General features: G+C 64.8%; 14 protein-coding genes and 1 tRNA gene. 8 read left to right on the top strand and 7 right to left on the bottom strand.

Annotation, left to right across the window (positions count from 1 at the left end; translation table 11 throughout):
* From Q0139_RS09225 to Q0139_RS09250, 6 genes are all read right to left on the bottom strand, one after another.
* A partial coding sequence (locus Q0139_RS09225; protein WP_367180738.1) for a beta strand repeat-containing protein occupies window positions 1-4,142 on the bottom strand: 4,142 nt, incomplete at its 3' end.
* Between the two features lie 61 nt (window positions 4,143-4,203).
* Window positions 4,204-5,958, bottom strand: a complete 1,755-nt coding sequence (locus tag Q0139_RS09230; RefSeq protein WP_298020547.1) for a ShlB/FhaC/HecB family hemolysin secretion/activation protein — start codon at window positions 5,956-5,958, stop codon at window positions 4,204-4,206.
* Between the two features lie 24 nt (window positions 5,959-5,982).
* Entirely contained in the window at window positions 5,983-6,156 is a 174-nt protein-coding gene (locus Q0139_RS09235) for a hypothetical protein (protein ID WP_298020550.1), read from the bottom strand.
* Window positions 6,157-6,180: 24 nt separating this feature from the next.
* Window positions 6,181-6,894 (bottom strand): hypothetical protein, encoded by a 714-nt coding sequence (locus tag Q0139_RS09240; RefSeq protein ID WP_298020553.1) that lies wholly within the window; start codon window positions 6,892-6,894, stop codon window positions 6,181-6,183.
* Window positions 6,875-8,914: an adenylate/guanylate cyclase domain-containing protein gene (locus Q0139_RS09245; protein ID WP_298020556.1), complete on the bottom strand. Its 2,040-nt coding sequence runs from the start codon at window positions 8,912-8,914 to the stop codon at window positions 6,875-6,877. The genes Q0139_RS09240 and Q0139_RS09245 overlap by 20 nt, the downstream gene beginning before the upstream one ends.
* The gene (locus Q0139_RS09250) at window positions 8,914-11,988 is read right to left on the bottom strand and encodes a CHAT domain-containing tetratricopeptide repeat protein (RefSeq protein WP_298020559.1); all 3,075 of its coding nucleotides are present in this window, start codon (window positions 11,986-11,988) and stop codon (window positions 8,914-8,916) included. Before Q0139_RS09250 ends, Q0139_RS09245 begins: the two co-directional genes overlap by 1 nt.
* A 258-nt stretch (window positions 11,989-12,246) precedes the next feature.
* Between Q0139_RS09250 and Q0139_RS09255 the strand changes: the two genes are divergently transcribed.
* The 5 genes from Q0139_RS09255 to Q0139_RS09275 all read left to right on the top strand — a co-directional run bounded on the left by Q0139_RS09255 (window position 12,247) and on the right by Q0139_RS09275 (window position 16,713).
* Complete coding sequence (locus tag Q0139_RS09255) at window positions 12,247-12,828, top strand: hypothetical protein (protein ID WP_298020562.1); 582 nt, start codon at window positions 12,247-12,249, stop codon at window positions 12,826-12,828.
* Window positions 12,829-12,946: 118 nt separating this feature from the next.
* Window positions 12,947-14,698 (top strand): glycosyltransferase, encoded by a 1,752-nt coding sequence (locus Q0139_RS09260; protein WP_298020565.1) that lies wholly within the window; start codon window positions 12,947-12,949, stop codon window positions 14,696-14,698.
* The gene (locus Q0139_RS09265) at window positions 14,695-15,459 is read left to right on the top strand and encodes a hypothetical protein (protein WP_298020569.1); all 765 of its coding nucleotides are present in this window, start codon (window positions 14,695-14,697) and stop codon (window positions 15,457-15,459) included. Before Q0139_RS09260 ends, Q0139_RS09265 begins: the two co-directional genes overlap by 4 nt.
* A gap of 105 nt (window positions 15,460-15,564) precedes the next feature.
* Window positions 15,565-16,287: an energy transducer TonB gene (locus Q0139_RS09270; protein ID WP_298020572.1), complete on the top strand. Its 723-nt coding sequence runs from the start codon at window positions 15,565-15,567 to the stop codon at window positions 16,285-16,287.
* An 81-nt stretch (window positions 16,288-16,368) separates the two neighbouring features.
* Complete coding sequence (locus Q0139_RS09275; protein WP_298020575.1) at window positions 16,369-16,713, top strand: PilZ domain-containing protein; 345 nt, start codon at window positions 16,369-16,371, stop codon at window positions 16,711-16,713.
* A 37-nt stretch (window positions 16,714-16,750) separates the two neighbouring features.
* Here Q0139_RS09275 and Q0139_RS09280 read toward each other — a convergent pair.
* Window positions 16,751-16,824: transfer RNA gene (locus Q0139_RS09280), tRNA-Cys, on the bottom strand.
* Between the two features lie 197 nt (window positions 16,825-17,021).
* On the opposite strand from Q0139_RS09280, the gene Q0139_RS09285 reads away from it, so the two are divergent.
* Genes Q0139_RS09285 through Q0139_RS09295 form a run of 3 tightly spaced genes read left to right on the top strand, consistent with a single transcriptional unit; the run spans window position 17,022 to window position 19,648 of the window.
* Window positions 17,022-17,672, top strand: a complete 651-nt coding sequence (locus Q0139_RS09285; RefSeq protein ID WP_298020577.1) for a protein-L-isoaspartate O-methyltransferase — start codon at window positions 17,022-17,024, stop codon at window positions 17,670-17,672.
* A gap of 17 nt (window positions 17,673-17,689) precedes the next feature.
* Entirely contained in the window at window positions 17,690-19,135 is a 1,446-nt protein-coding gene (locus Q0139_RS09290; RefSeq protein ID WP_298020580.1) for a TolC family outer membrane protein, read from the top strand.
* A 15-nt stretch (window positions 19,136-19,150) separates the two neighbouring features.
* The gene (locus Q0139_RS09295; protein WP_298020583.1) at window positions 19,151-19,648 is read left to right on the top strand and encodes a DUF2497 domain-containing protein; all 498 of its coding nucleotides are present in this window, start codon (window positions 19,151-19,153) and stop codon (window positions 19,646-19,648) included.
* Window positions 19,649-19,650 lie beyond the last annotated feature (2 nt).

A 19,650-nucleotide genomic window follows, 5' to 3' on the forward strand; every position in this document is an offset into this window, starting at 1 on the left:
GCTCCGATCGCCTCGATGCGGGCCGTACCACCGGTGCCGTTTCCGCCGTTTCCGCCGGCGCCGGTGATGGCGTCGGGAAGACCGCCGGCGCCGCCCGTTCCGGTCGCCGTGATCGTGGAATTGTCGAGCGAAACCGAAATGCCATTGGCGATGATCTCCGCCCTTCCGCCCGTGCCGTCGCCGCCATCGCCGCCCGGATTGCCGGCGCCGCCCGCGCCGCCCGTGGCGTTGGCCGATACGGTGTAGTCGGGCACCGTTGCGTCATTCTGCCCGAGGTTGATCGTCGCCGTACCCCCCTGTGCGTCGCCGCCATCGCCGCCGATCCCGGTGGCTTGCCCGACGGACAGGCCCAGGGCGCTCCCGCCATCACCGCCGGTGGCGGCCGCCGTCAACGTCAGCGTGTTGAAGATCAGCGTTCCGGCGACATCGTTGAATGTCGCCGTCCCGCCGGTGCCGGTACCGCCGCCGCCGCCATTGCCGGAGGGATCGAAACCGCTGCCATTGTTGTTGACGTTCGACGAGCCGCCGTCGCCGCCAAATCCCTGCGCGCTGACGACGATGGCATTCGCGTTGATCGTCGACGTCCCGTCGAGATTGAAGGTCGCCGTGCCGCCGAAGCCGTTGCCGCCCTGGCCGCCATCCGATCCTTCGGAAAAGCCGCCCTCGGAACCACCGAATTCGGAATTTCCGCTTGCCGCTATGGTCAGCGTGTTCGTGACCGTCAGAGTGCCGGCGGTGCCGTTGAACGTTGCGCTGCCGCCGAACCCGTCGCCACCAGTCCCGCCGAATGTCCCGCTGTCCACATCGCCATTGCCGCCCGATCCGCCGAATCCATTGGCGGAAATGGTTAGGTTGCTGACGGTCATATTGCCCGAAGTCAGGTTGAACGTGACGTCTCCGGCCACGCCGTCGCCACCGTCACCCGCCGAAACGCCCATCTGGGCCCGCTCTTCCGGCCTGGATAGTGGTCGTCCGCTCGGACTCCGCAGATCATCGGCAATATTGGCGACGATGGGCCCGCCGCCGCCAGGCGGCACATTGCCGCCTTGCCCGCCCAGGCCGTTCGCACTGACGTCCAGATTGCCGGCGGTGAAGGTCCCGCCGAGCATGTCGAAAACGATGCTGCCGCCGAAGCCGTTGCCTCCGATGCCGCTGAAATCGATGGCCCCGCCTTCGACATCGAAGAAAATCGATCCATCCGCGTCCAGGAACACGTCCCCCAAGTTCATCACCCCTGAATCGCCTTCGACGCGGAACGTGACCATGCCGCCGCGCCCGATGCCGATATCGTCGGCACCGGCTCCGCTTCCGCGGACCCCGCCCTGGCCGCTGGCGTCGATGAAGAGGAAACCATCGAACGAGATGGTGCCGTCGATCGCGTTGAAGAGGATATTGCCGCCGGTGCCGTCGCCCGCCGTCGCGCCGTTGCCGAGCGCAGCGGTGGTCAGGAAATGGAAGCCGTTGGGATCGGAAGCGATCGAGCCGCCATTTTGGGCGATGAGCGAGATATCGCCGCCCACAAAGTCCTGGCCTTCGCCCGAATTGGCGAAGGAGCCGCCCGCCGATGCGCCGGTATCGAGAAACATGTCGCTGAAGGTGAAATCGCCGCCATCGGCGAGGATCGAGACGTCGCCGCCGTGCGATACGGTGTCGACCCGTCCGTTTGTCGTCGAAACGACGATGTCGAGCGTGCCGTCGACATCCATCGCGGCGCCACTTCCGATCGCCACGGAAAAGACGGGATCGGTCAATGCTGGGGCCGCGCCTCGCGCTGCCAATGTGGCGAAGATCGAATTCGTATTGAGCGCTCCGCCGGAAACGTCGAACGACAGGCTGCCGAAAGTGGCGATGCCCACCTCCTCGTCGCCATCGGCGTCGATGGAATTGGCGGCCGTGGCCGATGCATCGATGCCCAGCGATCCCGGCGAGTGCCCTGATGAACCTGCGGCGCCCGTCACATTGAAGGCGATGTTGCCGCCGGCTGCGTCGTTACTCTGCACGGTCGCGTTGTTATCGCCGCTCGATGCCTCCGCGCGTGCATTGATCGTCATTCCGCTCGAGCTGAAGGTGCCGCCGGAAAGATTCAGGGTCACATCGCCAGCAATACTGTCGCTGCCGATCTCGCCGGGGCCGTTGCCCCCGATCTTGCCGGATTGCGCGGAAAGCACGCTGGTGTCGATCGTCGTCGAACCGGAAACGTTAAACGTCCCGCTGTCGATCGAGAGGGTGACGTCGCCGCCCTGGCCCGATCCGTTCTGGATCTCGCCCTTGCCGCCCTGCGCTCCGGCCAGGAATTGCGCATTGCCGAGAACGACGATGTCGCCGCGCCCCGTGACGTTGACATTGATGCTGCCGCCGACGGCATCCTCGCCGATGCCGGTATTCCCGTTGTTGCGCACCGTGAAGAAATCGTCGGCGCCCGCCGCGCCGACATCCACGTTCAGATTGCCCGTGACGAGCAGGCCCGAAATGATATCGTCGGTGAAACCGTTCTGGTCCGCCGTTATATTGATCGTTCCGCCGGTCGCGCCGTTGCCGGCACGCAGGTTCACATCGCCGCTGGCCCCGATGATGCCGCCGCCGCTGGCGTTGATGTCGATCCGGTTGAACGCGTCGAGGCTCAGGCTTTGCGCGCCGATGCCGCTGCCGACGACGATGAAATCGGTAACCGCGCCGGTCGTCAGCGTGATCGTGTCCGAGGCGAAGGCGTTGGTATCGGAGGTGAAAATCGTCGGCCCGAGAGCAATGCTGGCCGAACCCGCGGCGCCAGCGCGATCTAAGGTGAAGCTCGGGGTGGCGGACGTGCCGGTCGTGGGCACTGTGCTCGATACATCGGCACCGGCACTGAGGACTACGGTGCCGTTGACGATGTTCGCGCTTGCCGCCGCCTGATATCCGACATTGCCACTGACGAGCATCGTGATGGCATCGTTTTGCGGCACGGCGACCATGTAGATCGCCTGCGCATCGGCGTTGGTTACGTTGCCGGTCACGCCGCTGAACGTCGGTGCGGAGGATGGTCCGGCGGTGGTTCCGGTGTGGATCACGCCATTGGCGTCGGTCGTGCCGGCGGTAACGGCGATGTCGAACAGGCCGTTGTCGATCGTCAGCGTCGCCTGCTGCGCGCCGACATAGGCGGCCGATCCGTCGACCTGCACGGTGCCGCCCTGGTTCACCAGAGGCGCGACCATCGCAACGTAGCTCGCCGCGTTCGTGTTCGCGTTGATCGTGGCGCCGTTTTCGACGACGACGCTGCCGCCGCCCGCCGTTCCGGTCAGCCGGATCTGCGATCCGCCACCCAGAAGGTCGCCGCTCGTATCGATATCGGTGCTCGTCAGCAGCAGGCTGCCGATATCGAACTGCGCGCCCGATCCGATGACGATGCCGCCGGGGCTGTAGAACCAGAGCGTTCCGCCGACGACATTGGTGTCGGTGAAGCTTTCGACCAACCCGTTGAATTGCACCGGGCGATTGAGATCGGTTGGAATAATGCGGTTGAGGACGGTGAAATCGGCATTGTCGCGTTGAAAGGTCAGCGCGTTGTCGGCGGGGAGGAAATCGATGCTTCCGCCGCCGACATCGGTATCGACGGGGGACCAGTTCAGAATGACCGTGTCAGACGAAACGGTGATCGTGTCGCGCAGCCCGCCCGTACCCGGTATCGACGTCGTAACGCGAACATTCGGATCGTTCACGGTTCCCGAAACCAGCGTGACATCGGCCTGAACGCCATTCGGGATCGGTGTGAATGCTTGCGGCTGGTTGCCGACGATCGTGGTCGCCTGCGGCTGGTGGGTGCCGGTGGGGGCCGTGGGCACGAGTTGCGGCTGGTTCTCGATGACCATCGTGACCGGCGGCAATTGAGGCTGGCTTGCGCCAGAAAGGACGGGGCGGCCCACATTTTGGTGCGGAATGTTGACGGCGCGCATCTCGGGCGCGCGGACATGCGGCCGGTTCTCGCCGCGCATGCCGGGCGAGCGCATATGCGGTTCGTTCTCTGCCATCATCGGCGGGCGGGCGTCGCCGTGCATCTGTGCCGCCGCCGGGCCACCATAGCTTGCCGCACTGACGATGGCCGACCCGGCAAGGAGCCAGAGACGGCGTTGCTGTCGGCTTGAAACTCTGCCGGAATCGTTACGCATGACCTGTTCCCGTGATCGAGTGGTGGTTGCGCGACCGGTTATGTGTTTCTTTTATCATATCTTATTGCGCAAAGCGAAGCGTTACCGATGCGAGCAGCCGCACATCGGGCGTTTCCGTCTGGAGGTCCGTGCGGCGGAGCGGCACGGCGAGGGCGACGTCGAAGCGGCCGCGATCGCCCCATACGCCGCGAACGCCGAAGCCGGCGGAATAGATGCTGTCGGCGCGAACGGGGTTGAAGGCGGGCGGATCGTCATTTTCGATCCAGGCGGCGTCGAAGAAACCATAGGCCTGCCAGGCGAGATCGTTGCGGGTGCGCGGGACGAGGCTGCCGCCCTGGATCTCGTAGCGGAAGCCGATGCCGCTATCGCCGATGATTGCGCCGGGATCGTAGCCGCGGCCGACCGTATAGTTGCCGGCCGAAAATTCCTCATAGGAGAGCAGCGGATCGAAGGCGAGTTGTGCGCGCGGGAGGAAGACGAAGGCAAGGCCGGGCTGCGGGCGGAGTTCGGCGAAACCTTCGAGCCGGATGACCGTCGCGTCCGACCGGCCGGCAACGCGCGTCTGTGAAACGCCGCCGGGCAGGAAGCCGCGTTCGGTCGCGCCGAAGACGTCGATTCCCTGCCGCAGTTCGGCAGAGAGCCCGGCGCGCCAGCGCGGTTCTTGCGCGCTGAAGCCGCGATAGCCTTCGATGCTCGCCCGGTCGGTGAAGCCCATGTCGACGCGGGTATAGGCGACGCGGATCCGGTCGCGATTGAGCAGCACGCCGCCGAACTCGATATCCTGATCGATCACGTCGAATCCCGTGGAGCCGATGATCTGTGTCCCTTGGTCGAGAAGGAAGGGATAGCGCAGCCAGCCGCTGGCGATCAGCGTCTCGGTATCGAACGGGCTCTGTCCGGCGATGGTGGGATCGTTCCACGCATAGGTGAACTCGCCGCCGAGCCGGGCGCCGCTGCCGCCCAGCGCGAAATCATGTGCCACGGTGAGCACGAGCGCTTCGTCGAAATCGGCCGTCGAATAGAAGCCGATCGACGTCTGATCGCCCAGGCCCGTGACGTCGTTGATCTGCGCGCGAATCTGGCCGCCGAAACGGCCCGAGGAGCGCGGCCCGTAATTCTGTACGCTGCCTTCGAGGACATATTTCGTCCGGTCGATGATGACGTCGCCGATGACTTCGCCCGGCGTATCGCTGGGGCGCAGCGTCAGCCGGGAATCATAGCCGGGCAGGGTGCGCATCAGCAGCAACTGCCGCTCCGCCTCGCGCTGGTTGAAGGCGGGCTGATCGATCAGCGGCTGGAGATAGGACTGGACCGTGCCTTCCGAATTGCCGGGATCGCCGCGCACCTGCACACGAGACACGCGCGCCGTCAGCAGGTCCATCCGGACGATGCCGTCATCGCCGATCTCCTGGGGCGGGACCTGGACCGAGGCGAGATAACCTTCGCTGCGGATGATCGTGGCGGCCCGATCGCGGATGTCGCAGATGACGGAGAGCGGCACGGTCTGGCCGACATAGCCGGTCCATGCCGGGCGCAGGCGCTCGGCCGGAATGACGCTGTCATTGCCAAAGACGACGTCACGCAGGGTGAAGGTGATACCTTCGAAGCGCGGCTGGGCAAGGGGGCAGGGGGCGCGTTCGATATCGCCGGAAACCGCCGCGCCCTGACGCGGCTGATCGATCTGTCCGGTCAGGTTGTCGCGCCGTATCTCTTCGCGCGTCGGACCGGCCTGCGTTGCCGTTTGCGCCGCAGCGAGCGCCGGGATCAGGACCGCCGCTCCCGCAATCGCAAATTTCGCTGTTTTCGCCCCTGTCATGTTCATCCCTGTTTGCCGGCGCGATCAATCGCCGGTCTTCTCCGGCACGCGCCGGAGCGCCTCCAGCTGGCCCTTACATTCGCATTCGCCCAATGCGGCGGCGGTCTCGACGATATCGTCGGGACCGCCTGCAACGGATCGATCGAAGGCGATCGGCGGTACGGCGAGGGCCGTTGAGCCGATCGCGTTTCGGTTCATGCTCTTGCGCCCCAACAAGATCGCTCAGTCACTCGACGCATCCGCATCGCCCGATTCGTCAATCATATCGGCCAGGGTCTGCAACTGGCTGAAGCATTCTTGACTACCCAGCGCGGTCGCCACATCGATGGTGTTTTCCGAAGCGGTTTCCAGTTCGACGAAGCGCACGGTAACCGGCTCTTCGCCCTGCAGTTGTACGCGATATTCCGCACCATCGACTGCCGCCACGGTGACGGGCCATGCAACGCTATAGAAATCAGTTCCGATCGTAACCGTTTCGCTCTGCCCGTTGGGGCCGGTGATGGTCACCATTTGGTCCGTCTGGTTTGTCGGCCGCCAGATTCCGACGGCTGCACCGGTAGCGTAACAAAAGGGCCCGTCCTCGTTCGCCACGACATCCCACACTCCCGGAAAGGGCGAGTCGGCGCCACGTGTGATACCCGCCCGGACATTGCTGCTGGCGTTCAACGAACCCCCGGCCTGCCGGCCCTGGCTTGCCGAAAAACGGCCCGGGCCGCGCCAGCGGCGGGTTCCGGAATCGGTAAGAACGGTGACAACGCTCCCACTTCCCAGGGTGACGGACTGGTTGTCGCGAAGCCGGGTGCCGCGGGGATAATCGCGAGCGGCTGCGCCATGAGACGCAGTAACCACGACATCGGCCATCGCCGTGCCGCTCATGGCCGCCAGCGCTGCGCCGGCAAGGGCATATTTCAGCGTTCTACTTGTTCTCGAAAACATAACTTTCTCCCGGTTTTATTGCCTTCAGGCGCTCGACGAAATTGGCGAGTGCGGTATCCGCTTCGTTCTCGCGGGCCAGCGCAGCCAGGGCGTCGCGCGCCTTCAGGTCGCCTTCTTCAAATTGACGATAGAGAGTATCGATCTGTTCGGCTGAACCTGCCGTGACGGGTAGCACAGGTTCGAAAATCTCCACAGGCGTCGACCTCCCCGACAGCGTGACGCGCCCGACGGGCCGGAAAGGCACCTCCTTCACATTCGCAACCGCCTCGCCGCTCGCGAGGATAACCGTGTCGAGATATTTGTTCGCGCCCTCGAGCCGGGCGGCCGTGTTCATCGCGTCGCCGAGCGCGGTATACTGGATGCGCTCCACGCCGCCGAAATTGCCGACCACGGCCTCGCCATAATGCAGGCCGACCCGGGTACGGCCGATTTTCGGTACGCCTTCGGGGGCCTCTTGCCGCCATTTCTCGCTCGCTTCCCACATGGCGACGGCGCACTTCGCCGCCCGGTCGGCATCGTCGGGGCGCGTGATCGGCGCACCCCAAAAGGCGACGACTGCATCGCCGACGAACTTGTCGAGTGTACCGCCATGTTCGAGCACCTGCTCGACGAGCAGGTCGAGATAGCTGTTGAGCAGCTGCGCCACCATTTCCGGCTCGATGGCGTGGCTGAGCTTGGTGAAGCCTTCGAGATCGGTGAACAGCGCGTAGATCGGCCGCTTTTCGCCGTGCAGCGCTAGCATGTCGGGATCGGCGAGCAATTGATCGGCGACGTCGCCGGGAAGATATTTGCCGAGCGCGCCGGTGACATATTCGCGCTTCTCCGCACCGATCGAGCGTGCAGCGGACCCGACGGCGATGAACGCGATCAGCCAGCCGACCAGCCAGCCCATGACCGGCATGTCCTGCGAATCGATGAACTGGGTATGCAGATACCAGGGCAGCAGCGCGAAGATCGCAAACTGGACGAGGATGAGCAGGCCCATGCGCCACAGTTTCACCTCGGAAAGGCTCGTCGCCGCCGCCGCCAGAACGACGACAAGCGCGATCAGCCAGAGCATGACGGGCGGTACTGGTGTATACATATTGCCGTCGAGCATCTGCGCCATGAGCAGCGCGTGGATCGCGACGCCGTGCACCGTGCCGCCGGTGATGCGCGACACCGGCGTCTGGAAGCGGTCGACATCGGGAAGGTCGCTGCCGATGAAGATGTAGCGGCCTTCGATAAAGGGCCGAAAACTCTCCGCCAGCATCGGATCGGCAAAGAAATCGATCGGCAGCTGGGTGAACAGCACACCGTCCTGATAGAGCGGACGGCGCAGCTCGATGCTGCCGCGATAGTCGCGCCATTCGTCATGGCCGGGCGCGAGCGAATTGGCCATCAGCGGCGGCAGGCCGTCGGGCTGGTCGGGCCAGCTGCGGATCACGTCGTCGGTATCGGTGAGAAGGCGGACGCTGGTCGGGCCAACGCGCTCGGTGTTGATCCGATCGAAGAATTCGCCAAGGAACTCTTCGTGCTGCGCTTCCAGTTCGTTGGGATTATGTTCGAGCGTCAGATAGCCGACATGGGTCGGGGTCTCCATGCCGCGCAGCGCTTCGACCAGCATCTCGTCATTCTCGGTCGGCATGTCGTATAGGATATCGATGGCGATCGCGCGCGGGTTCATGGCATCGAGGTTCGTCAACGCCTGCGCCATGATTTCCCGATCGACGGGGGAGCGGATGCCGGTGTTGAAGAGCGTATCCGAATCGTAGACGACGATCGAAATCCGCTCATCCTCTTCCACCCGCTCCATCGCATAGGTGGCACGGACATCGTAGAGGACGCGCTCTACATCCTGCATGAAGGGCAGCGACCAGCTGTATCGTGCAATCAGCAGGGCCGCGACGACGAAGAATACCGTCGCCAGCAGCCGGCCGAGCTTCACATCGCTGTAGAGGCGCCGCAGGCGGCTGCGCAGGCCGGATTGCGACCGTTCCCTTGGGTTCGATGCTGGAAGATCGGGTGCAACGGTAGCCATTAGTCCGCCGAAACCACCCTTTGCCCGGCATCGCCGATAATCGCGAAGCCCGACCAGTAATAGGGATGCGACGTCTGCGCGTCGTCCATCAACGCGGTTTGCGCGCGGAGCAGGGCGTCGCCCAGATCGCCCCCGTCAGCGGCCCGGAACATGCCGGAGATCAGCCGCTGCGTTGCCTGGAAATCGTCCGGCACGGGCCAGTGGCTGGCAACGACCGTGCGGGTCCCCGCACCGACAAAAGCGCGGACGAGCCCGTCGAGCGCCGAATCGCCGCCGGTCACACCGGCTTCCTGCGATGCCGTGACGCCGGCGGCGCTGGCGGTATCGCAGGCCGACAGGATGACGAGGTCCGCATCGAGCTTCAGATCGAAGATATCGCCGAAGGTAAGCAGCCCGTCGGATGTCTCGGTTGGCGCGAAGGAGGTGACAAGCGAAGGTTCGGGCGGACAGCTCGATCGCGCCTGGGTAACAAGCCCGTGGGTCGCGAAATGGATGATGCGAAATTCGTTCAGGTCGGACCGGTCGGTAATTGCAACATCGTTGAAGGCCGGGCCGGTCACGATTTCCGACCCTTGCTGGCCAACGGCATTGCGCGCCGCGACCAGCTCGTCGGCCGCGACCGGGCGCTGCCAGACCGAAAGCGGCCAGCGGCAGCGGGTGGCGAAGGGCGTCGCGCTGTTCGAAGCGCGGTTGAGGTTGGACGGAGGCTCCGCATTTTCACCGAAGCCGAGATAGGCGCGGGAGGCCGCCGATGGCGCAAGGTTGCGGACGTCGCGAAACCCGCGCGCGGAAAGCGATGTACTCACCGCCCGGCCACGGCCGAGCCAGCGGATCCCGCGGAAATCATATTCATCGTTGCCTGCCGTGCCGAGCCGCTGCTCATAGGCGTTCAGCGCCGCATCGTCGGTGACGAGCAGGTTGAGCGGCAGGCGCAGCATCGCGCCGTCGGGCTCGAAGATCAGATGGTCGATCGCGGCGAGATCGGCCGCGACCGGCCCTATGATCTCGGTGAACAGCTGATAGGACAGGCCGACATTGAAGGGATAGGTCACGCGCCGCCGTCCCTCGAGCGTCGAGATGCTCTCGCGAATGTCGTCGACCCGCGCCGCCAGCGTTTCGGTGTCGATCTCCGCGCGGAAAGCGCGCGCGTCGTCGCGCGTCGCCCAGATACCGTAGACGTCGCCCGCTACCTCGCTGAGCTTGAAATAGGCTTCCCCCGGTTCGAGGATGGCCTGCAGGTCTTCCAGCGTCAGGGCGGCTGTCGAAAGCGCCCGGTAGCGCGGGAAACCGGAAAGCGCGGCCTGTGTACGCGTTTGCTCGGCCTGCAGGTCGGCCAGTTCCGCTTCCGCCGCAGCGATCCTGGCCGCATGGCGACCGGGGTCCTCGCTGCCGCGCAGGCGGGCGATCTCGATCCGCAGGCTTTCGACCGAACGGGCCAGCGTGATCGACTGGCGGAACAGCCGCGCCGCTTCGTCATTGCCGCCGCTCAGTTCGCGGGCGAAGACCGATTGGGTATTGGCAACCGCGGGCCGCACCAGAATTTCGCTGGCGAGGAAGAAATCGGAAATAAGCTCGGGGCGCTGCTCCATCTGGTCGAGCATCAGCGCGAAATAGGGCGCGAGCCGGTTTTCGATCGCGGTCCGGGTCACGGCGTTCTCGCGATACTCGGCGACAATGCTGCCGAAGACGGCCAGAGCCTCGTCCGCGCGGTCGCGCCGGGCGAGGAAGGCGCCGTAGCGCGCCCGTGTCGCCGCGGTCGCATCGGACAGCGGATAGGTCGTCTCCATCAATGAGATTGCAGCCGTCAGCCGCGATTCGGCGCTGCCGAAATCGCCTGCTTCCTCGGCGATGGCGGCAAGGTCCGAAAGCGCCTGGGCGCGCAGCCGTGCGGTCGATCGCACCCGGCCGTCGCGCACCGACGTGATGGCGGCGAGCGCGGCTTCGAGATTGAACGTCGCTTCGTCGTCGCGTCCGAATTGATGGAGGATCGCGCCGCGCAGCTGCTGCGCCTGCGCATCGAGGATCACCCCGCGTTCAGTGACCGTAAGACGTTCGCTTTCGTCGCCGCCGAGCCGACGGTCGAACTCCGCGCCGCTGTTGATCTCGCTCGCCGTATCGTCGCTGATCACCGCCTCTTCGACACGTTCGCCCTGACGCATCGATGTCGACAGATCCTCGTCGAGCACGGCCAGCGCGCCTTCGAAATCGCGCTGGTTCAGCAGGTGCAGCGCGCGGAAATTGCGACGCAGGCGCAGCTGGGTCGGACTGGCGCTGGGAATGGCGAGAGCCTCGGCATAGGTCGCCTCGGCTTCCTCGAACTGTCCGAGGTTCGATTGCTGCAGCGCCCGGTTGATCAGATATTCGCCGGTGCGTTCGTTATCGCCGGCATCGTTTTCGGCCATACGGACGAGCAGCGTTTCGAAGAACTCGGCGGCTTCGGCGTAATTGCCGCTATTGTTGCGCCGATAGCCTTCGGACAGCGCCTGATCGGGATCGAGCGTCCCGGCCTGCACCCGGGCAAAGGCGGCCGCATCGCCCAATTCGGTCGTCGCGATCGTCAGCTCGCCCGGAACGATCCGGTCGGTGACGATGCTCCTCAGCGCGAGCCGAAGCGCCGAATCGTATCCGGCAAGTCCTTGAGCGACATATTCGGTATCGCCGCTGCGCCAGCGATAGACATGATAGGCGACCGGCTCGGCCGTGAGCATACAGCGACTGAGCGAAACCGTGCCGATATCCTCGACCCGTGCCTCTTCTTCGCTCTGGCATCCGACCGGCATGTCGCGGCCGGCGGTAACCCGCGCTAAAGAGTCGCCCGGGCCGGTCCGCAGGGCGTAGACCTGTCCCACGGCCTGCGCCGCGTCGCGGCAGACGATCGAATAGGCGCGATCGAACATCGTCGCGAGGACATCGTCTGTCAGGCGGGACTGGACACGGCAGAACAGGCTGGTGTTGGTGCCCAGCCGGAAGCTGTCGGCGACGCTGGGCCGGGCTTCCTGGGCCGTCGCCGGTAAGGCGCAACCGATCGATGCGGCAACGGCCAGCGGCCCGGCAAGCAACAATGAAAGGCGCATCGGTTGGTCCCCGCACATAAACTCTACAGCCTAGGCTGAATGTACTGCCCGATTTTGATCGGGGCGTGCGACCTTGATCACACCATAACGATGTCAAAAGGCAAATCCAGTGGGAGAAGAGGGAAATCAGAGGTTAATCGGTCATTTAAGGCCGGGAAGGGGTGGGCATGTCGCCCTCGCCGTGATTAGAGCCGTAGCGATATGACGAGCCTGGGCGACATTTCCGAATCCCGAGCGTCCGACGCGGCGGGTGATGCGATGGTGCTCTGGGCGCCGGCACGCGCAATGGTGGTGGCAGGGGCCGCCGCGAATGCGTTGGGTTTCTGGGACGATGGTTGCCGGTTGTGGCGGGCCTTGTTCCGGCAGGGTGCGGTAGGCGAGATCGCCGCCCAGGGTTGCGCCGAGGCCGCGCTCCACGCCGGGCGTTTTGGACTGGCCGATCACGCGCTGGCCCATTGCGGTCAGTCGTCCGAAAGACTTGCCGCTGCGACTGAGAATAGCAGGGATGCGCGCGCAAAGCAGATGGCCACGGACTTTGTGTCTGCGCAACGAAGGGACAATAATTCTATAAACCAGTTACTTGATGCGCGTTCCTTCGACCGAATATTAGCATATGTTACGCCTGACGCGGCTGATCCGGAAGCTATTTCAATCGTCGTCCGCGCGCTTTTCGGTCTCGGGCGCTATGACGGCATTGTCGCCCTTACCGACTGCAATCCTGCTGGGGTCGACGAGAATCTCGTCGCCGCCGCGCGCGATCGCATGGCAAAGCGTCGCGATGACGCCGGCGGGGCGGCGGAGGCATGGCTCGCCGAGCATCGTCATTTGAGTGGCTGGTGACGCCATGACGTCACCTACGGCCTATCCGCGCAAAGCCGCGCTTGCCCTGGCGTGCAAGACAACACGAGGCGGGCGATTCTTTGCGGCCACGTCACATGATCGGGAGCGAGCCGCCGCCATGCTTTCGGATGGGGATGGCGATGCCGTGGCGGCGTCGCTGGCCGGTCTGGTGCGCAAGCGTTTCCTGACCCATGGCGAGGTTGCGCGCCGCACCGACGCGCTCTTCGACGATGGTTATTCCGAACTTGCCTGGTTTCTTCTCGATGCCGCGCAATCGGCAGCTCCGGAGTCGCATGTGCTTGCCGGCCGCCGATTCCGCCGTCTGGGCACTGAGCGGGGCCTTGGGGCTGTTCGCGCCTATGCGGAGAAAATTCTGCAGGGCGACGCGTCGGCGGAAATGCTCCTTCATGTCGTCGCCGCGCTCGGGAAGGCCGGAATCGATCCGGCCGATTCGCTCGCGATCCGGGCCGGCGAGGCTTTTGAACAGGCGACTGCCGAACATCCCGACGAGCGCCAGCTCCGCGACCGGCTCTACGCGAAAATGGGTTATGATGCGTTGCGCCGCTGGCGGGCGATCGAGCGGTCCGCTCCGGACCGGTCTCTTCGCGCAATCGTGAGCGAGGCGGGCTGGGATGATCCGCTTGGGCAGGCGTTCGATCGACTGGCGGTGAGGATCGAGAGCGAGGAGCCCTCTTACGAACCCACCGACCGGCTGCTCCTTGTCGGTAATTCGCTCGCCTGCGGCGGCATGGAGCGCGTGCTGGCAAAGACATATCGCCACTATGCCGAGGGCAGCGAATTCGAGGCCGTCGATCTGGCTCTGCTGCAATTCGATGAGGCGGGATCGACCGGATTTTACGCTGATATGGCGGGAGTAAAAGCGGCCGATGTTCTGCTCCTCGATCGGAACTATCCGGCGGGGGACAAGGTGCATGCGTTGCCGGCGAATCTCGCCGGGCGCACGCAGCAGCTCATCGACCATATCGAGCGGACGCGCCTGCGCGTGATACATGCTTGGAACGACCAGGTCGGCGTTTTGGCGGCGTTTGCCGGGCTGGTCGCCGGATGCCCCAAGGTGATCGTGCATTTCCATCACACGCCGGTCGTGCCGCTCTCGTCGCTGACGGGCTATGCGGACAGTTTTCCCGCCGTTTATCGGACGCTATTACGTCAGCCAGCCTTTCAGCCACTCTTCTGCGCCGACGCGGCGGCGAAGGCCTATGCGCAATGGTGGAATGTCCAAGCCGATCGGCGACTACGGACCCTCTACAACGGCTTCGACTGGCCGCAAGGGCGGCCAAAGGCCGCCGCCAAGGCCGCGCTCGGCATCGGCGAGGATGTGCCGGTCATCGGGACAGTAATGCGCTTTCATGACGTCAAACAGCCGCTTCTCTGGGCCGAAGCCGCCATCGCACTCGCCGCGCCGCTGCCCGGTGCCCGCTTCCTGATGGTCGGGGACGGCCCGCTGCAGGCCGAGACGGCGGCGCGCTTCGCCGAAGCGGGGATCGGCGATGCGCTGACCATGCCGGGGCAGGTGGAGAATGTCGGCGACTATTACGCGGCCATGGACGTGTTCTGGTTGACCTCGAAAAGCGAAGGGCTGCCCAATGTGTGCGTCGAGGCGCAGTTTTTCGGCGTCCCGGTGATCGCATTCGATGTCGGCGGGATGGGCGAGACATTTGTCGACGGTGAGACCGGCGCTCTCGTGCCGCCCGGCGATATCGAGGCGCTGGCCACGCGCACGGCGGAGTGGCTTGCGAATGGCGCCGAGGCGGGCCAGATGGCGCAGGCGGCACGGGCCTTTGCGGAACGCACCTTTTCCGCCGAACGCTATTTCACCGAACTGACGGATATCTATCGCGCGCCATGAGCCTGATCGCAAAACTCTTCGGCAGGAGCGGCGCCGCGCGCCACGACGTGAAGCGGCTGGTGATCATGATGCCGTGGGGCAGGGTGGGGAGCAACTTGCTCTCGTCGCTGATCAAGGGCTCCTTCGACAGCGGCGCCGTCCGCTTCGCCAACGAACCGCTCTACCAGATGCGCGACAAGGCGAAGCAGGAGGCCTGGTTTCGCGGTTTTTACCAGCCGGAGGCGAATGAGCGGCTGATCGGCTCGAAACATGCGTTGCGCGCGCTCGAGGATCGCGATGCCACGGCACGGCTGTTCGAAGAGCTCGAATTGCCCGTCCTGCGGATGCGGCGCGACAATATCGTCAAGGTGGCGATCTCGCAGGAACGCGCGAAACTCTACGCCCGGCGGTCCGAACGGGAGACCGGCAAGGCGATGTGGGGCGTGCGCAAGGGAGAGGATCCGCTGCCGCCGACACCGCTCGACGCTGAAGAGTTTGTCGATACCCTCGCATTGGTTGCGGCGGAGGACAAAGCGCTCGCCGCCTTTCGTCCCGATTGCCCTTTGTTCGATCTCGACTACGAGACGCTCGTGGCCAGCGAAGGGAAGACTTTGGCGGCGATTTTCGACTGGATTGGAATCGCACCGGACCGGGCGCCGCAGGAGCGTTTCGTCAAGGCGACGCCGGACGATCTAGCCAAGGCTGTCCCCAATATCGCCGAACTGCGGAACGCTGCGACCAAAGCGGGCCTGGAACGATTGGATCCGATGTTCGATGGCTGATGCGAACTATCAGCCTCAACGGATAATGGGCTGGTTTTAAAAGCTGAATGGCTTTCGGAACCGTGATCACCCACGGTTAAGCCGTTGCGGTCCATATTCTTCATCATGAATCAGGGGTTTTCAGTCGATCCGGCGCGATTCCGCTCGATTGCGGCGGCCATCCTGATTCATGCGTTGATCGGGTGGATGCTGATTCGCGGGCTCACCGTTGCATTCGCGCCCGAACCGTCGGAAACGATGACCCTTATCCCATTGCAGCCTCAGGCCGACGCCCCGCCGCCCGAAAGCGCGGAATCGCCCGACGATCTGGAGGAAGGCGGGGCCGCACCGCCCGACCTGCGCGCCGAAGCTGCTCCAATCGTCGCACCCCCAACGCCGATCGAACGCCCATCGCCAGTCAACGCCGCGCCCGAACCCAATGACGGCGCCGCCTCTTCCCAAGGTGGCGCCGAAATCGCTGGACCCGGCACCGGCGCCGGTGGCGAGGGAACGGGAACGGGCAGCGGCGCCGGCGGCAACGGACCGGGTGGAGGGTTCGCCGCAGTGCCGGCACGCAAGATCGCGGGCGAGATCGTGCCGCGCGATTGCCCCAGAGCGGCGCGCACTGCCTGTGCCCGGAGCACGGTGGGCGCCAATGTCTATATCTCCGCCGAAGGCCGCGTCACCCAGTGCCGGGTCATGCGTAGCAGCGGCAGCCCCGAGCTGGACGCGGCCACCTGCACCCTGATCCGCGAGCGATTCCGCTACGAACCGGCGCGCAACGAACAGGGACAACCCGTGGCCACGATTCGCGGGTGGGAACAGCGCTGGTGGCTCGAACGAGGCTGATGTGCGCCTGCCGCGCAAATCTTTCCATCCGTTAACGATTGCCAGAGATTTCGAGTCGACAGTGAAGCCGGGGAGAATCGCATGCATACTCGGCTCAGCGTCATGCTATCGAAGGCGACGAAAGAAAGGCGCCGGTTCCGCCGGTTCAGGCTGGCCGCGCAGCCCGAAGAGACCAGCAGGATCGTGATCGTCGATATTTCGCGCGGCGGCTGCCAGATCCAGCATGATGGCGCGCTAAAAAGCGGCGAGCGAATCGTGCTCCAGCTTCCCAGTATCGGGATGCGAGCGGCGGATACGATGTGGTCGGTCGGCCGGAATGCCGGCTGCGAATTTCATACCGTGCTGTCCGATGGGGAGCTTGAGCGGTTGCTCGCCGATCAGCGACCGCGCGGCGGCTTCGGCCGGGCCCAGCGCGACGATGGCTGAACTTCACGCCCGGTAAATGCCGGAAAGTGTCAGAAAATGGAGGCCCGAGCCGGAATCGAACCGGCGTACACGGATTTGCAGTCCGCTGCGTCACCACTCCGCCATCGGGCCCCGGAAGCGGCAGAAGGCGCGCGCAATGCGGATTTGCCTTGCGTCTGTCAAGCATAGCGGCCCTTTCGTCGAACGGCGCCTCGCAACCGGCTTGGCGCGGGCGACCAAGCCGGATAGAAGGCAGCGTTGACGCAGCTGTGTTATGCCGATAAGACAGTTGCAATCCGCTATCCGAATACGCCGCCGAAAGACGCCGAATGAGCCTAGATTTCCAGATGATGCGCGAAGCGATGGTCGAGAGCCAGCTGCGGACGACCGGTGTGGACGATATGCGGGTGATCCGCGCCATGGCCACCGTGCCGCGCGAAGATTTCGTGCCCGAGGAGCGTCGCCGCGTCGCCTATGCCGAAATGGCCGTGCCACTGGGCGAGGGGCGCCGGATGAACCTTCCGATGGCGACGGGGCGGATGCTGGCGGAGCTCGGACTGCGGGACGACGACCACGTTCTCGTCATCGGCGCGGCGACTGGATACTCTGCCGCTATCTGCGCGCGCATCGCGAAATCGGTCGTCGCGCTTGAAGAAGATGCCGGCCTTGCCGCAAGGGCGCGCGAGCTGCTTGCCGGAACGGATACGATCGAGGTCGTCGAAGGCCCGCTCGATCAAGGCTGGAGCGATGGCGCGCCTTATGACGCCATCCTGATCGACGGCATGGTCGAAACGATACCCGAGGCGGTCACCGAACAACTGGCCGATGGCGGACGCCTGACGGCAGCAGTGCTGGAAAACGGCGTATCCCGGCTGTTCTTCGGACGGCGCGAGGGCGGCGCGTTCGGCGCGGCGTCTTTCGCCGATTCGCTCGCCTCGACCTTGCCGGGCTTCGAACAGCCCAAGGCGTTTACTTTCTGATGCGCGGGGGCAGGGTCGTGAAACAATCGTTTCTCGGGGGTATCGCTGCGGTGCTGATCGCGCTTCCGGCCGCCGCGCCGGCGGACACGCTGCGCGAGGCGCTGCAACAGGCGTATCAGTATAACCCGACGCTGAACGCGGCGCGGGCCGGCCAGCGTGCCAATGACGAGAATGTGCCGCTGGCGCTCGCCAACGGACGCCCGAACTTGAACGGCACCGCAACCTATACTGAAGCCGTGCGCCGTTCGCCGAACAGCTTTACCTCGCCGTCTCGTATAGGCCAGGCGCAGCTTTCGCTCGAAGTGCCGCTGTATCAGGGCGGCGGCGTTGCCAACGGTATTCGCGCGGCCGAGGCGCGGGTCGAGGCGGGGCAGGAGGATTTGCGGACCTCCGAAGCCAATTTGTTCACCCAGGTGGTCGCCGCCTATCTCGACGTGATCAGCAACCGCAACATCGTCGAACTCAATTCCAACCAGGTGCGCGTGCTCTCGACCAACTTTCAGGCGACGAGCGACCGCTTCGAGATCGGCGACCTGACGCGCACCGATGTCGCACAGGCCGAAGCCCGGCTTCAACTGGCGAGGAGTTCGCTCGAAACCGCCCAGGCCGAGCTCGTTGCCTCGGAGGAAAACTACCTTCGTCTCGTCGGCGCATGGCCCGAGAATCTCGAACCTCCGCCGCCGCTGCCGGACCTGCCCGATGCTCCGGCGACGGCCGAGAATATCGCGATCGACAACAACCCGCAGCTTGCGGCGTCGCGCTACCGCGTCGAGGCGGCGCGGCGTGATATCGACGTTGCCGAAGCGTCGCGGCTGCCGAGGCTCTCCGCCTTCGCGCAGGGAAATTACAACAATTACTTCGGCACGCTGGGCAGTGCGACCGCCGGTGCGCAATTCTCGCAGAGTGAGACGACGGCCAATGTCGGCCTTCGGGCCACTGTGCCGATCTATCAGGGTGGTGCTCCGTCGGCGCGGGTGCGCCAGTCGCAGGCGCGATTCGGCCAGGCGCAGGAAACCGTGGTCGAGACCGAGCGGCAGGTCGTCGCCACGGTGCGATCGGCCTTCGCCCGCTATCAGGCCGCACTTGACGTGATCGACTCTTCGGCGCGCGCGGTCGAGGCCAACGAGCTGGCACTGGAAGGCACAAGGGCGGAGAACTCCGTCGGTTTGCGCACGATCCTCGACATCCTCAACGCAGAGCAGGAATTGCTCAACTCGCAGGTCGATCTCGTGTCGGCGCGGCGCAACGCCTATGTCGCTGGCTTCAACCTGCTCGCGGCGATGGGCGAGGCCGAGGCCGAGGATCTGGGCCTTGATGGAGGTATCCTCTATCGCTCCGAGGACAATTACCGGCGCGTCCGCAATATCTGGTTCGATTGGGACGACGATCCAATGCCTGTGACTCAATCGACACGCACTGTCGACAATCCGGAACGGCCCGTCGTGACAATCGGCGAAAATTGAGGCATGGCCGCCCGCATGGGCGACGTTAACCATGAACCCACGATGGAAGAGATCCTGGCTTCCATCAAGAAGATCATCGCCGAGGATGGCGAGGATCGCCGACATGCGCCCGCTGCGCCGCGCCGTGCCGCCGAAGCGAAGGTGGCGGACGAGACGCCCGATGTCCTCGAGCTGACCGAGACGATCGAGCCCGATGAGCAGCCGGTCGAGACGAGCGCTGCGGAACCCGACCCTGCGCCGAACGAGATCGAGGCGCCCGAAACCAATACGGACGAGTCCGACGATCCGATCGTCTCCGACGTTGCCGCCGCCGCCAGCCGCCAGGCGCTCGCATCGCTTTCGGCCATGAAATCCGCCCGGGGAGAGGCCGATGCCGGCGGCGAGGCGCTCGAGCGTGTCGTGCGCGACATGCTGCGCCCGATGCTCAAGCAATGGCTCGACGCCAATTTGCCGGCCATTGTCGAGCGGATCGTCGCTCGCGAAGTCGCGCGCATCACCCACGAACAAGACTAGTC

The organism is uncultured Parasphingopyxis sp. (assembly GCF_937129435.1).
Lineage (GTDB): Bacteria > Pseudomonadota > Alphaproteobacteria > Sphingomonadales > Sphingomonadaceae > Parasphingopyxis.